Source organism: Haloferax sp. SDI50 (assembly GCF_059802635.1).
In genome coordinates this window covers 615,375-627,601 of record NZ_JBPULL010000001.1, presented here as the reverse complement: position 1 = coordinate 627,601, position 12,227 = coordinate 615,375, and the positions used below count along the sequence as shown (strand labels likewise).

Below are 12,227 nucleotides of genomic sequence, written 5' to 3'. Positions count from 1 at the left end.
TTTGTCACACCACACCCGTGGATTCGACAGATGACTGAACACGTCGAACCGCTGTTTTCGCGTCCCCTGCTGCCGATTGCGAACGCGGACGACGCCGAACTCACCTGCGCCGCGGCGTTCCCGCGCATCGCCGCGGCCGGCGGTCGGGCCTCCGTCGTCCACGTCATCGAGAAGGCGGGCGGCGCGCCGGACAAAGCCAGCGTCGAACAGCGCGAGGAGGTCGCCGACGAACTGTTCGACGTCGCCCGCCGCGCCGCGGACGACGCCGGCATCGACCTCCACACCGACCTCCGGTTTGCGACCGATGTCGGCGACGCCATCCTCGACGCCGCCGCCGAGGCCGACGCGACGGCAATCGTCTTCACCCCGCGCGGCGGTCGCTCGTGGTGGGACCTGTTTTCGGGCGCGGTCCGCGACCAACTGGTCCGGCACAGCGACCGGCCCGTGGTCGTCCTGCCGGCCGGAGCGGACGACGACGGCGACGCCGGGGGTGAAACATGACCGACGAGGAACTCGCCAAAGACCTCGGTCCCGTCGCCGCGCTCACCATCGGCGTCGGGACGATGATCGGCGCGGGCATCTTCGTCCTCCCCCGCGAGGCGTACGGCATCGCCGGTCCGGCCGTCGCGCTCTCGTTCGTCGTCGGCGGCGTCATCTCGCTTTTCACGGCGCTGTCGGCGTCCGAACTCGGCACCGCGATGCCGAAAGCAGGCGGGAGCTACTACTACGTCAACCACGCCCTCGGCCCGCTTTTCGGCTCCATCGCGGGCATGGGGAACTGGATGGGGCTGGCGTTCGCCTCGGCGTTCTACGTCATCGGCTTCGGTGACTTCCTCGTCAGCGTCGTATCGATACCGGCGGTGAGCCTCGGCGTCGTCTCCCTGTCTGCGGTGCAGGTGGCCGCGATACTCGCCGGCCTCCTGTTCATCGGCGTCAACTACGTCGGCGCGAAGGAGACCGGCGCGCTCCAGGTCGTCATCGTCATCACGCTCGTCGTCATCCTGACCGCCTTCTCGATACTCGGCTTCCTCGAAGCCGACCTCACGACGCTCCGCCCGTTCGCGCCGAGCGAACTCGGCGGCTACGGCGCGGTGCTCCCCGGCACGGCGCTCGTCTTCGTCTCCTTCCTCGGCTTCGCGAAAATCACGACCGTCGCCGAGGAGATAAAGAACCCCGGCCGCAACCTCCCGCTCGCGGTCGTCGGCTCGGTCGTCATCGTCACGACGATGTACGCCATCCTGATGATCGTCATGGCGTCGGTCAAGCCGTGGCAGGAGCTGTCGGCCGCCGGTGCCGACCCCGTCGTCGAGGTCGCGCAACTCTCGTTCGAGTCCGCGCTCGGCCTCGGCGGGCTCGGGGCGGGGCTCATCATCTTCGGCGGCCTCCTCGCCACCGCGTCGAGCGCGAACGCCTCTATCCTCGCGTCGTCGCGCATCAACTTCGCCATGGGTCGCGATAAACTCGTCACGGCGTGGCTCAACGAGATTCACCCCCGGTTCGCGACGCCCTATCGCTCCATCGCGGTCACGGGCTTCATCATCGTCTTCTCGCTCGTCGCCGTCGACGACATCAAGGTGCTGGCGAAGGCCGGTAGCGCCCTCCACCTCATCGTCTACGGCCTTCTCAACCTCGCGCTCATCGTGATGCGCGAGTCCGACGCGCCCGAGTACGACCCCGAGTTCACGGTTCCGCTCTACCCGATTACGCCGATTCTCGGTGCGGTGTTCTCCTTCGGACTCATCGCCTTCCTCGACCCCATCGAAATCGGGCTGTCGGTGCTGTTCGTCGTCTTCGGCATCGTCTGGTACCTGTTCTACGCCCGCGAGCGCACCGACAAGCGGGGCATCCTCTCGCGGTACGTGCTCTCTCGGTCGGGCGAGATGCCCGACGCCGCGGTGTCGGCGGCTTCGACGGTCCAGCCCGACGGCGGCTACCGCGTCATGGTCCCGCTTGCGAACCCCGAAAGCGAGCGCGACCTCGTGTCGCTGGCCGGGTCGGTCGCCAAGGCAAACGGCGGGACGCTCGTCGGCGTCCACATCGTGAAGGTGCCGGACCAGACCGCCCTCGAATCGGCCCGCGAGGAGTACGACTTCGCGGAGGCCGACCGCCTGCTCGAACAGGCCCGCGTCGACGCCGACGAACTCGACGTGGACATCGAGACCCACACCGTCCTCTCCCACCGGTCGTTCGAGGAGGTGTTCGACGCGGCGGAGACCTACAACGCCGACCTCGTCGTCATGGGTTGGGGCCCCGACAGCCACGGGTCGCCCGGCCGCGCCGAGAGCGCGGTCGAGGAGATGACCAACGCGCTCCCCTACGACGTGTTGGTGCTGAAGGACCGCGGCTTCGACCCCTCGCACGTGCTCGTGCCGACCGCCGGCGGCCCGGACTCCGACCTCTCGGCGTCCATCGCCTCGGTCCTCCGCGAGTTCTGCGACGCGGAAATCGAACTCCTGCACGTCGCCGACGACGCGGCCGAGGGCGAGCGTTTCCTCCGGGAGTGGGCCGACGAACGCGGCCTCGGCGACGCCACGCTCACCGTCGAGACCGGCGACGTCGAGGCGGCCATCGAGTCCCACGCGACCGACGCGTCGCTGCTCGTCGTCGGCGCGACGGAACGCGGCCTCCTCTCGCGGCTCGTCGGTGGAACCGTCGTCATGGACGTCGTCGACGACGTGGAGTGTTCGGTGCTCATGGCCGAACAGAGTCGCACTCGGAGCATCAGAAAGCGCCTGTTCGGGTAGTCCGCTCCGCTCCGCCCCGCCCCGTTCCGCACCCCTCTCACCGCCCTTCGCCGCCCCGTCAGCCCCACGGAACCGACTCGCTTCTCGCGGACGACGGCGGTCACCAGTCGCCGCGGTACATTTGTCCCTCGCCGCCGTAGCGAGGGGTATGGCGAAGCAATCGGGATTGTCGTGGGACGACGTGGAGCCGTCCGTCGAGGCGACGAGCCGCCGCATCGACGCGGGCGAAGTCACGCTCCACGCGGTCGAAGCCGGGCCGGAAGACGGCGAACTCGTCGTCCTCCTCCACGGCTTCCCAGAGTGTTGGTACGCGTGGGCGGACTACCTCCGCCCGCTCTCGGAGGCGGGCTACCGGGTCGTCGCGCTCGACCAGCGCGGCTACAACCTGAGCGACCGTCCCCCGGGGGTCGAGTGGTACAGCATCGACGAACTCGCCGGCGACGTGGTCGGCGTCGCGGACGCGCTCGGTCACGAGACGGTCCACGTCATCGGCCACGACTGGGGGGGCGCGGTGGCGTGGTGGACCGCGCTGCACCACCCGGACCGGGTAAGCTCGCTCACCGCGATGAACCTCCCGCATCCGACGGTGCTCGCCCGACACCTCAGACGCGACCCGGCCCAACAGCTTCGGAGCTGGTACGTCCTGTTCTTCCAACTGCCGAAGCTCCCCGAACTCGTCGCCCCCGTCGGCGACTGGGCCGTTTTGGAGCGGGCGATGACCGGCTCCGCGCTCCCCGGCACGTTCTCGGCGACTGACCTCGACCGCTACCGCGCCGCGTGGTCGGTGCCCGGAGCCTACGGCTCGATGGTCGATTGGTACCGGGCGGTCGTCCGCGAGCGCCCGCGACCCCGGGCGGAGACGGTCGACGCGCCGACGCTCGTCGTCTGGGGGAGCAGAGACCGGTTCCTCCGGCCGAAGATGGCGCGCGAGAGCCTCGCGTTCTGCGAAGACGGCCACCTCAAGGCGTTCGAGGAGGCGACCCACTGGGTCCACCACGAGGAGCCGGTCGCCGTCGCCCGCGCGGTCGTCGAACACCTCGACGACGCGTGGCGGACCCCGAACAACACCCCCGACGAGGCGGGCCACCGACCGGTCTGACCGCCGGAAGGCGATGTTCCTAAAGCGGCTATATTCTCCGCATCCTCAATGGAGCTATATAGGTCCATCGAGGGAACTTAGCGAGGTTCTTGTACGTCCGGCGTTCAGGTCGAACCGACGCGGGAGCAGTCCGGTGGTGGGACTTTCCATGCCCCTTCGAACCGTCTCCGCGTCTCTTCATGAGCAGGGACGGGGGACCGTCCCACCTTTCGACCGGCGAGCGGCCGCGCCGACCAACCGGGCGAGCGCGACCCGCGCCGAGACCGAAACCGCAATTCGTCCCGGCCCCGCCGGCGACGGATGAGTACGTTCTTACTCGCGGCCCCCGGAGGTCGCGTATGACCGACCTCGGAAAGGTCGACCGCGAGTTCTTCGACGAGTACATCTACCCGCGGTTGGGCGCGGCCCGCGACGACGTGGCGCTCGGCCCGACCCACGGCGTCGACTTCGGTCTCCTCGATATCGACGGCACCGCGGTCGCCATCGCGACCGACCCGCTCTCCGTGCTCCCCGCGCTCGGCTTCGAGCGCGCGGGGCGGTTCGCCATCGACATCGTTCTCTCGGACATCGCCGTCTCCGGGCTGGACCCCTCGCATCTCGCCGTCTCCTTTACGCTCCCGCCCGAGATGACCGACGACCAGTTCGCCGAACTCTGGGGGGCGATGCACGACGAGGCCGACGACCTCGGCGTCAGCATCGTCACCGGCCACACCGCCCGCTACGCCGGCTGTTCGTACCCGTGGGTCGGCGGCGCGACCGCCCTCGCCGTCGGCGACCACGACGACGTGGTCCGCCCGGACGGCGCGAAACCCGGCGACGACGTGCTCGTGACGAAGGGGCCGGGCGTCGAGGCGACCGGCCTCCTGACGACGCTGTTTCCCGACGCCTTTTCCGACCTCGACGCCGACGTGCTCGCCGCGGCGCAGGACCGACTCGACGAGACCGACGCCGTCCGCGACGCGATGACCGTCTCGGCCGCCGGCGGCCGCGGCGTCCACGCCATGCACGACGCCACCGAGTGCGGCGTCCACGGCGCGCTCAACGAAGTCGCCGAGAGCGCGGGCGTCCAACTCGAAATCGACGAGTCGAGCGTCCCGTTCCGTCCCGGCGTCCGCGAGACCTGCGAGTACCTCGGCATCGACCCGTGGCGCTCGACCACCGCGGGGTCGCTCGTCGTCGCCACGGACCCCGCCGTCACGGACGACGTGGTCGCCGCGCTCGACGCCCGCGGCACCCCCGTCGGCGTCGCCGGCACCGTCGTCGCGGGCGAGGGCGTCGTGGTCGACGGCGAGCGCATCGCACACCCCGACGTGGACCCCTCGTGGGCCGCCTACGAGCGACTCGCCCGCGAGGCCGAGCAGTCGGACTCGGCCAGCGAATAAGGGGCCGGTCCAGTCCTCACACTACTTGTCGCGCGGGCGCTTCAGGTCGCGTGTGACTAACCCCGGCGACTCCGACGCCCCCAGCGACTCCAGCGACCCCGCCGTCGACGCCGCCCGCGAGATGGACGCGGCGGACCCGCTTTCGGACCTCCGCGACCGCTTTTTCGTCCCCGCGGGCGAACTGTACTTGGACGGCAACTCGCTCGGCCCGCTCTCGGTCGATGCGGAGGCGGCGCTCGACCGCGTCGTCGACGAGTGGCGCGACCTCGCCATCCGCGGGTGGACCGACGCCGACCCCGAGTGGTTCAGCTACGGCGAGCGACTGGGCGACCGACTCGCCCCGCTCGTCGGCGCGAACCCCGAGGAGGTCGTCGTCGCCAACTCCACCACCGTCAACATCCACGCGCTCGTCGGCACGTTCTACGACCCCGCCCGCGGCGAGAAAATCGTCGTCGACGACCTCGATTTCCCGACCGACCACTACGCGATTCGCGCGCAACTCCGGCGAGCCGGCCGCGACCCCGACGAGGCGCTCCGCGTGGTCGAGAGCCGCGACGGGCGGACCATCGAGACCGAGGACGTGCTCGACGCCGTCGACGACGACGTGGGGATGGTGTTTCTCCCCTCGGTCCTCTATCGGAGCGGCCAACTGTTCGACATCGAGGCCATCACCGAAGCCGCTCACGAGGCCGGTGCGCTGGCCGGTTTCGACCTCGCGCACTCGGTCGGCGCGGTCCCGCACCGACTCTCCGAGGTCGGCGTCGACTTCGCCGTCTGGTGTCACTACAAGTATCTCAACGCCGGCCCCGGCTCCATCGCGGGGCTCTACGTCAACGAGCGCCACTTCGGCGTCACGCCCGCGCTCGCCGGTTGGTGGGGCAACGACAAGGAGACGCAGTTCGACATGGCGATGACGTACGAACCGGCCCAGTCGGCCGGCGCGTTCCAGTCGGGGACGGTCCCGGTGCTGTCCGCGGCTCCCCTCGACGGCGCGCTCGACGTCGTCGAGGACGCCGGCGGCGTGGCCGCCCTCCGCGAGAAGTCGCTGGCGCTCACGGACTATCTCATCGACCTCGTGGACGACAGACTGCCCGAGTGCGAGGTCGGCACGCCGCGAGACCCCGCGGCCCGCGGCGGCCACGTCGCGGTCGAACACCCCGAGGCCTACCGCGTCAGCCTCGCGCTCAAAGAACGGGGCGTCGTCGTGGACTTCCGCCAGCCCAACGTCGTTCGCGTGGCTCCCGCGCCGGCCTACGTCGGCTTCGAGGACGTGTACCGGGCGGTCGAGCACTTCCGCGAGATTCTGGACAGTGGCGAGTACGAGGCGTTCGAAAAGCAGCGCGGCGGCGTGACGTGAGAGTCGCTTCGGCGGGGCGTCGGTCGCTTACCAGTCGATGACTTCCTTGTCGCGCCAGAACTTCCCCGAGGGCGCGCCGGGCTTGAACGTCGCGAGCCACGTCGGCGTCTCCGCGCCCTTCTCGACCGGTCGGTTCGCCTCCTCGCCGCCCATGTCGGTGCGGACCCAGCCGGGACACACCGAGTTGGCGATGAGGCCGTCGTCGCCGTACTGGCCGTCGAGGTAGGCCGTGAGGCCGTTGAGGCCGGTCTTCGAAACGCGGTACGCGGGCGACCCGCCGGACTGCTCCTCGCCGAGCGCGCCCATGCCGGACGAGACGTTGACGACGCGGCCGCCGTCGGACTGGAGGAGCAGGGGAACCGCGTGCTTGCACAGGAGCATCGGCCCGCGGAGGTTGACGCCGAGCGTGCGGTCGATTCGCTCGGTCGGTTCGGCGACGATGTCCTCGCCCTCGCCGCCGACGCCGGCGTTGTTGACGAGGACGTCGAGGCGGTTCTGGTCGGCGAAGATGCCGTCGACGACCTCCTCGATGTCGCCCTCTTGGGTCACGTCGAGGAGGACGCGTTCCGTGCCCTCGGGCGTCTCGTTCGTCACGCTGCGCGACCCGGCGTACACCGTCGCGCCGCGGTCGCGGAGGTTTTCGGCTATCCGGCGGCCGATGCCGCGGTTCGCGCCGGTGACGAGCGCGACCTGTCCGTCGAGGTCGTCGTAGCGGTCGGGTTCCATGGCTGCGTCTGTGAACTGAGAAAGGATATTCTCACCGAAGCGTGTCGGCCGCGGGTTGCGCGCGAGCGACCGGTCGGAGGGGCCGCAGGTCACTCGACGGCGACGGAGAGTTCGCGGAACTCGTCGCCGGTCCACTCGTGGGCGGACAGCCGGCCGTCGGGCGAGCAGATGAGATAGACGTACCCCGGCCACGAGGCCTGTTCCCGGTCGGTCGCGCTCGGCACGGGGTCGGACTCGGGATGCGAGTGGTAGAAGCCGACCGCGTCGTCGCCGGCGGCCTCGACCGCTTCGAGAATCGAAACCGTCTCCTCGGGGTCGAGTTCGTAGGCGACCCGCGGCTCGGCGGCGACGTTCGAAACGGGGTGGACGACGGTGACGGTGCGCGCGTCGCTGTCGCCGGCGAGGACGCCGCAGACCTCCGCGGGCGGGTCGCGGGCGGCACCCTCGCGGGCGTGCGAGAGCATCGCCGCTCGCGCGTCGGCTGCGAGCGAGAGCCTACTCGAAGTCACGGCGCATGGCGATTTCGAACCACGGGCAGAGACGCAGTTGGCGGTACCACTCGGGGTTGTCGTGGAGGTGCTCGTAGTCCGCCCAGAGCATGCCCGCGATTTCCTCTTCGTCGGGGTCGAGGGAGGTGTCTTCGAGCGTGACCTTCAGGACGGCACAGACCTCCCATTCGAGGCCGGCGCTCTCGTAGTAGCGCTTGTACTCGAACTTGTCCGTGACGCGGAGGTCGGAGTACTGGTCGGGCGAGATGCCGAGTTCCTCTTCGAGGCGCTCTCGGGTGGCTTCCTCTTGGGTCTGTCCCTCGACGGGGTGGGAGGCGACGGTGCCGTCCCAGGAGGTGTCCCACAGGCGCTTGTTGGGGGCGCGCTGGGCGAGGAGAATCTGGCCCTCCTCGTTGAACACGAGGCAGGTGAAGGCGCGGTGGCGGATGCCGTCGCCCGTGTGGGCGTCGAGTCGGTTGACCGTCCCCTCCGCGTTGTCGTCGGAGTCGACGGCGATGACGTCCTGCGCTGCGTTCTCGTGGAGTTCAGTAGCCTCGTCGGCCGCTGCGTTGCTCATGTGCCTTCCGTCGGAGTCGGGGGTCAACTAAGCTTCGATGCGAATCGCGGACCACGCGGCGGCGCGGCGTCAGCCGAGGCGCTCGTCGAGAATCAGGCGGGTTTTCGTGCTCTTCACGTCGTCGTGCTCGCGGGCGCGGGTGATGAGGTCGTTGACGGCGCGGGTGTCGGCGGCGTCGACGACGAGGACGATGTCCTCCTCGCCGGAGACCTGCCAGACGAAGTCGACGTCCTTCCAGTCGGCCATCAGCTCGGACACGTCGTTGGTGTCGACGTCGACCGCGACGGTCACCTCTATCATCGCCTTCAGGTTCCCCGTGCGGGTCGAAATGGTAAAGCGCTCGATGACGCCCTCCTCGACCAACCGCTCGACGCGGTTTCTGACGGTCCCCTCGGAGGTCCCGACCTCGGCCGCAATCTCCGTGTTGGGGGTCCGAGCGTCCCGTCGAAGGATATCGAGAATGCGTCGGTCAAGCTCGTCCATACACCACGTGCCCACCCCAGCGACTTACCGATTACGAATTTCGTAACTCGACTTCGAAAGTAACACTTATGCACCCGTGTTCCGTTCGTTTCTCGTAATGTCGGACGCCTATCTGGCGCTGGAAGACGGACGCGTGGTCGAAGCGCGTGGCCGTGTTCCGGGGCGCACACGCGGTGAACTGGTGTTCACAACCGCATATACGGGATACGAAGAGAGTCTGACCGACCCCTCGTACGAAGAGCAAGTTCTCACCTTCTCGTACCCCCTCATCGGGAACTACGGCGTCCGAGCCGAGCGATTCGAGTCCGACCGGGTCCACCCTCGGGCGGCCGTCGCACGCGAGTTCACCGAGGAGGTCGTCGAGTGGCTCGCAGACGAGGGCGTTCCGGCGGTCGACCACCTCGACACGCGCGACCTCGTCACGTCCATCCGCGAGGAGGGCGCGATGAAGGTCGGCATCGCCGTCGGCGAGGACGTGACGCCGGAGGACGCGAAGGAGGAACTCGCGCAGTGTAAGGGTATGAGCGAGCACGTCGACATCGGCGCGCAGGTCACCACGACCGAACTGACGACGTTCGAGGGCGACGGCGACACCACCGTCGCGCTCGTCGACTGCGGCGCGAAGGGCTCCATCGTGGACTCCCTCGTCGACCGCGGCGCGACGGTTCACGTGCTCCCCTACGACGCGGACGCCGAGGACGTGGCCGCGCTCGACCCCGACGTGCTGTTCATCTCGAACGGCCCCGGCGACCCCGAGAACTACACCGCGACGCGCGACCTCGTCGAGGAGTTCGCCGGCGAGGTCCCGCTGGCGGGCATCTGCCTCGGCCAGCAGATCGTCGCCAGCGCGCTCGGCGGCACCACGGAAAAGATGGCCTTCGGCCACCGCGGCGTCAACCAGCCCGTCCGCGACCTCCAGACCGGCAAGGTCGTCATGACGACCCAAAATCACGGCTACACCGTCGCCGACCCCGGCGACAAACTCGACGTGACGCAGGTCAACGTCAACGACGACACCGCCGAGGGCCTCGCCAGCGAGGAGCTGAGCGTCATCACGCGCCAGTACCACCCCGAAGCCCACCCCGGCCCCCACGACTCGCTCGGCTTCTTCGACGACGTGCTCGCCATGGCGGGTACGGAGGGAAACGAGCATAAGCCCCGAGCCGTCGCCTCGGACTGACCACCGCGACCGCAACCGCGACTGCGACCACAAGCGCAACCGCAACTGACCCGATTCCAGACGCCCGGTCGACTGCACCACGACCGCCGGCGGCCGAACACCGCTTTTCGAATATCTCACGCCGCGAGCGGGCTGTTCGTCGTTCCCCGACGTGGTAGAAACTGTCAAACGGTTTCCCGGCGTACGCTCTGTGATGGACGACGTATCGCTCATCGAACGCGGCTTCGAGGAGTTCCCGGCGACGATTGCGCTCCTCGACAGCCACGGCGACATCGTCTACACGAACCGGTCGTGGCGGGCGTTCGCCGACGCGAACGACTACGCGGACGACCCCGATTCGACGGGCGTCAACTACCTTGCAGTGTGCGACGCGGCCCGCGAGACCGACGAAATCGCGGGCGTCGTCGCCGACGGCATCCGCGCGGTTCTCAGGGGTGACCGCGACCTCTTTACCGCCGAGTATCCGTGTCACTCGCCCGCAGTCTACCGGTGGTTCGCGCTCCGGGTCGTCCCGATAGACACGCCGAGACACGGGAGCTTCGCGCTCGTCTCCCACTTCGACATCACCGACAGGCGGCTCGCGGAGCTGCAGGTCAACGAGAAAAACGAGCACCTCGCGGCGCTCGTCAGCGTGCTCGCCTCGGAGCTCAAAGCCCGGCTCGCGTCGGCCACCGCGTCCGCCGAGCGACTCGCCGCGGTCGACGGCGACGACGCGGTGGCGCTCTCCGAAAGCCTCTCGCGCATCGACTCGCTCGTCGAGTGGGGTATCGCCGTCGCCGGGCAACCGAGCACGCTCGACCTCGGGGCGGTGGAGTTCCGCCCGCACGTCGCGCAAGCGCGGGCCCTCGCGTCGCCCGATGGCGGGGACGGCGCTTCGCTCCGGGTCGTCGGCGACGGGTCGCTCTTGGCCGACACCCACCTGTTCGGCCTGTTTCTGGTCGCGGTGCTCACGAACTGCTACGAGCGGAACGCGTCGTCCGGTCCGTCGTCCAGCGTCGTCGTCGGGACGACCACCGACGGGTTCTACGTCGACGACGACGGCCCCCGCCCGTCACCGGAAGAGCTCGCGGCGGTGACCGCGGAGTCGAACCAGCTGCTCGGCGTCGATTACGACGCCACGCATCTCTCGACGGCGCGGCGAATAGCTGACCTGCACGGCTGGCAGTTCGACGTGGGCGACTCGGAGCTCGGCGGGGCGCGCTTCGAAGTCCGCGGCGTCGACTGGAGCTGACCGGCGTCGGCGGTCGGCGGTCGTCGAAAGCGCGCACTTGCGCGCCCGTCAGGAGAGGTCGGCTTCCATGACGAACGTCGGCTCCTCGGCGAGGTCGCTCCGAGCGAGTGCGGCGTCGGTAATCCAGTCGATGCGCTCGGGGAACAGGACACGCGTCCGGTCTGCGCCGACCGAAGCGGCGTCGCGTCGAATCGCGTCCAACAGCGACTCGCAGGCCGACGGGTCGTCCCACGCGGCGACCGCGTACTCGGCCCACGTCACCTGACCCTCGCCGTCGCGTTCGCGCGAGTAGGTCCGGTTGCGATAGGTGAATCCGGTCGCGCGGTCGTCCCCGACGACGAACAGTCGGTCGTCGGCCGCGGCGTCGTGGAGGCGGTCGCGGGTCAGCTCGGAGAGCGCCCACGACTCGACTGGGTCGAGCGCGAGTCCCGACAGCGCGGTTCGTGCCTCGCTCCCGCTCCAGTAGGTCCACGCGGCGTCGGCGTCGTCGCGAATGGCTGCCGCCGGGTCGGCGGTCGCGTCCGGGTCGGGCGTCGCCCAGCGGAACTCGATGCCGGGGTCGAACCCGACCGTGCGGGCGTTGGCGAGGCTCGGGACGTTCCACGAGTGAATCATGTTGCGGACGCGGCGCGCCCCCCGCTCGCGCGCCCAGTCGAGAAGCGCGCGCGACAGTCGGCTCGCGAGACCCTGTTCGCGGTAGTCGGGCGCGACGCGCATACCCTGCGCCCACCCCTCGTACTCCGACAGCATGACGACTTGCGCGATGGCGGCCACCTCGTCGGAGGGCGTCTCCTCGCCCATGTCCACGAGGAGCGTCGCCTGCGCTAACTCGCCGGGGGAAATCCAGTCGTGGTAGATGTCGGGGATGTAGTCCGACCCGCCGCGGTCGGCCCACGTGTCGCGGGTGAACGCGGCGACCGCGTCGTAGTCCTCGGGTCGGGCGGGTCGAATCTCCATCAG

The 12,227-nt window shown here is 69.4% G+C and carries 12 protein-coding genes; 7 read left to right on the top strand and 5 right to left on the bottom strand.

Annotated features, from left to right (window positions below; all coding sequences use genetic code 11):
* Nucleotides 1-30: 30 nt before the first annotated feature.
* The 5 genes from ACSR87_RS03335 to kynU all read left to right on the top strand — a co-directional run bounded on the left by ACSR87_RS03335 (nt 31) and on the right by kynU (nt 6,582).
* Nucleotides 31-501 carry a universal stress protein gene (locus ACSR87_RS03335; RefSeq protein WP_498529487.1) on the top strand — a complete coding sequence of 157 codons (471 nt, stop codon included), beginning with the start codon at nt 31-33 and terminating at the stop codon, nt 499-501.
* Nucleotides 498-2,744 carry an amino acid permease gene (locus ACSR87_RS03330; RefSeq protein ID WP_498529486.1) on the top strand — a complete coding sequence of 749 codons (2,247 nt, stop codon included), beginning with the start codon at nt 498-500 and terminating at the stop codon, nt 2,742-2,744. The genes ACSR87_RS03335 and ACSR87_RS03330 overlap by 4 nt, the downstream gene beginning before the upstream one ends.
* Nucleotides 2,745-2,892: 148 nt before the next feature.
* The gene (locus ACSR87_RS03325; protein WP_498529485.1) at nt 2,893-3,843 is read left to right on the top strand and encodes an alpha/beta fold hydrolase; all 951 of its coding nucleotides are present in this window, start codon (nt 2,893-2,895) and stop codon (nt 3,841-3,843) included.
* A gap of 338 nt (nt 3,844-4,181) precedes the next feature.
* On the top strand, nt 4,182-5,225 hold the full coding sequence (locus ACSR87_RS03320) for an AIR synthase family protein (protein WP_498529484.1): 1,044 nt from the start codon (nt 4,182-4,184) through the stop codon (nt 5,223-5,225).
* 121 nt (nt 5,226-5,346) lie between these two features.
* Entirely contained in the window at nt 5,347-6,582 is a 1,236-nt protein-coding gene (gene kynU, locus ACSR87_RS03315) for a kynureninase (protein WP_498531026.1), read from the top strand.
* 27 nt (nt 6,583-6,609) lie between these two features.
* Here the strand turns inward: kynU and ACSR87_RS03310 are convergent, their stop codons facing one another.
* From ACSR87_RS03310 to ACSR87_RS03295, 4 genes are all read right to left on the bottom strand, one after another.
* Nucleotides 6,610-7,308: an SDR family NAD(P)-dependent oxidoreductase gene (locus ACSR87_RS03310; protein ID WP_498529483.1), complete on the bottom strand. Its 699-nt coding sequence runs from the start codon at nt 7,306-7,308 to the stop codon at nt 6,610-6,612.
* 89 nt (nt 7,309-7,397) lie between these two features.
* Nucleotides 7,398-7,817: a desampylase gene (locus tag ACSR87_RS03305; RefSeq protein WP_498529482.1), complete on the bottom strand. Its 420-nt coding sequence runs from the start codon at nt 7,815-7,817 to the stop codon at nt 7,398-7,400.
* Nucleotides 7,804-8,373, bottom strand: coding sequence for an NUDIX hydrolase (locus ACSR87_RS03300; protein ID WP_498529481.1), 570 nt, complete (start codon nt 8,371-8,373; stop codon nt 7,804-7,806). Before ACSR87_RS03300 ends, ACSR87_RS03305 begins: the two co-directional genes overlap by 14 nt.
* A gap of 69 nt (nt 8,374-8,442) precedes the next feature.
* A complete protein-coding gene (locus tag ACSR87_RS03295; RefSeq protein ID WP_004042482.1) occupies nt 8,443-8,856 on the bottom strand; it encodes an Lrp/AsnC family transcriptional regulator in 414 nt (137 codons plus the stop codon).
* Between the two features lie 97 nt (nt 8,857-8,953).
* On the opposite strand from ACSR87_RS03295, the gene carA reads away from it, so the two are divergent.
* Both carA and ACSR87_RS03285 read left to right on the top strand, forming a co-directional pair.
* Nucleotides 8,954-10,036, top strand: a complete 1,083-nt coding sequence (gene carA, locus ACSR87_RS03290) for a glutamine-hydrolyzing carbamoyl-phosphate synthase small subunit (RefSeq protein WP_008578018.1) — start codon at nt 8,954-8,956, stop codon at nt 10,034-10,036.
* A gap of 193 nt (nt 10,037-10,229) precedes the next feature.
* Nucleotides 10,230-11,267 (top strand): PAS domain-containing sensor histidine kinase, encoded by a 1,038-nt coding sequence (locus ACSR87_RS03285; protein ID WP_498529480.1) that lies wholly within the window; start codon nt 10,230-10,232, stop codon nt 11,265-11,267.
* A gap of 48 nt (nt 11,268-11,315) precedes the next feature.
* Here the strand turns inward: ACSR87_RS03285 and ACSR87_RS03280 are convergent, their stop codons facing one another.
* Nucleotides 11,316-12,224 (bottom strand): GNAT family N-acetyltransferase, encoded by a 909-nt coding sequence (locus ACSR87_RS03280; protein WP_498529479.1) that lies wholly within the window; start codon nt 12,222-12,224, stop codon nt 11,316-11,318.
* Between the last annotated feature and the right edge of the window lie 3 nt (nt 12,225-12,227).

Excerpts from the sequence above, each read along its gene's own strand:
- ACSR87_RS03320 (WP_498529484.1), top strand. The coding sequence starts at position 4,182 with ATGACCGACCTCGGAAAGGTCGACCGCGAGTTCTTCGACGAGTACATC.
- ACSR87_RS03325 (WP_498529485.1), top strand. The coding sequence starts at position 2,893 with ATGGCGAAGCAATCGGGATTGTCGTGGGACGACGTGGAGCCGTCCGTC.
- carA (WP_008578018.1), top strand. The coding sequence starts at position 8,954 with ATGTCGGACGCCTATCTGGCGCTGGAAGACGGACGCGTGGTCGAAGCG.
- ACSR87_RS03300 (WP_498529481.1), bottom strand. The coding sequence starts at position 8,373 with ATGAGCAACGCAGCGGCCGACGAGGCTACTGAACTCCACGAGAACGCA.
- ACSR87_RS03295 (WP_004042482.1), bottom strand. The coding sequence starts at position 8,856 with ATGGACGAGCTTGACCGACGCATTCTCGATATCCTTCGACGGGACGCT.
- ACSR87_RS03285 (WP_498529480.1), top strand. The coding sequence starts at position 10,230 with ATGGACGACGTATCGCTCATCGAACGCGGCTTCGAGGAGTTCCCGGCG.
- ACSR87_RS03310 (WP_498529483.1), bottom strand. The coding sequence starts at position 7,308 with ATGGAACCCGACCGCTACGACGACCTCGACGGACAGGTCGCGCTCGTC.
- ACSR87_RS03280 (WP_498529479.1), bottom strand. The coding sequence starts at position 12,224 with ATGGAGATTCGACCCGCCCGACCCGAGGACTACGACGCGGTCGCCGCG.
- kynU (WP_498531026.1), top strand. The coding sequence starts at position 5,347 with ATGGACGCGGCGGACCCGCTTTCGGACCTCCGCGACCGCTTTTTCGTC.
- ACSR87_RS03335 (WP_498529487.1), top strand. The coding sequence starts at position 31 with ATGACTGAACACGTCGAACCGCTGTTTTCGCGTCCCCTGCTGCCGATT.
- ACSR87_RS03330 (WP_498529486.1), top strand. The coding sequence starts at position 498 with ATGACCGACGAGGAACTCGCCAAAGACCTCGGTCCCGTCGCCGCGCTC.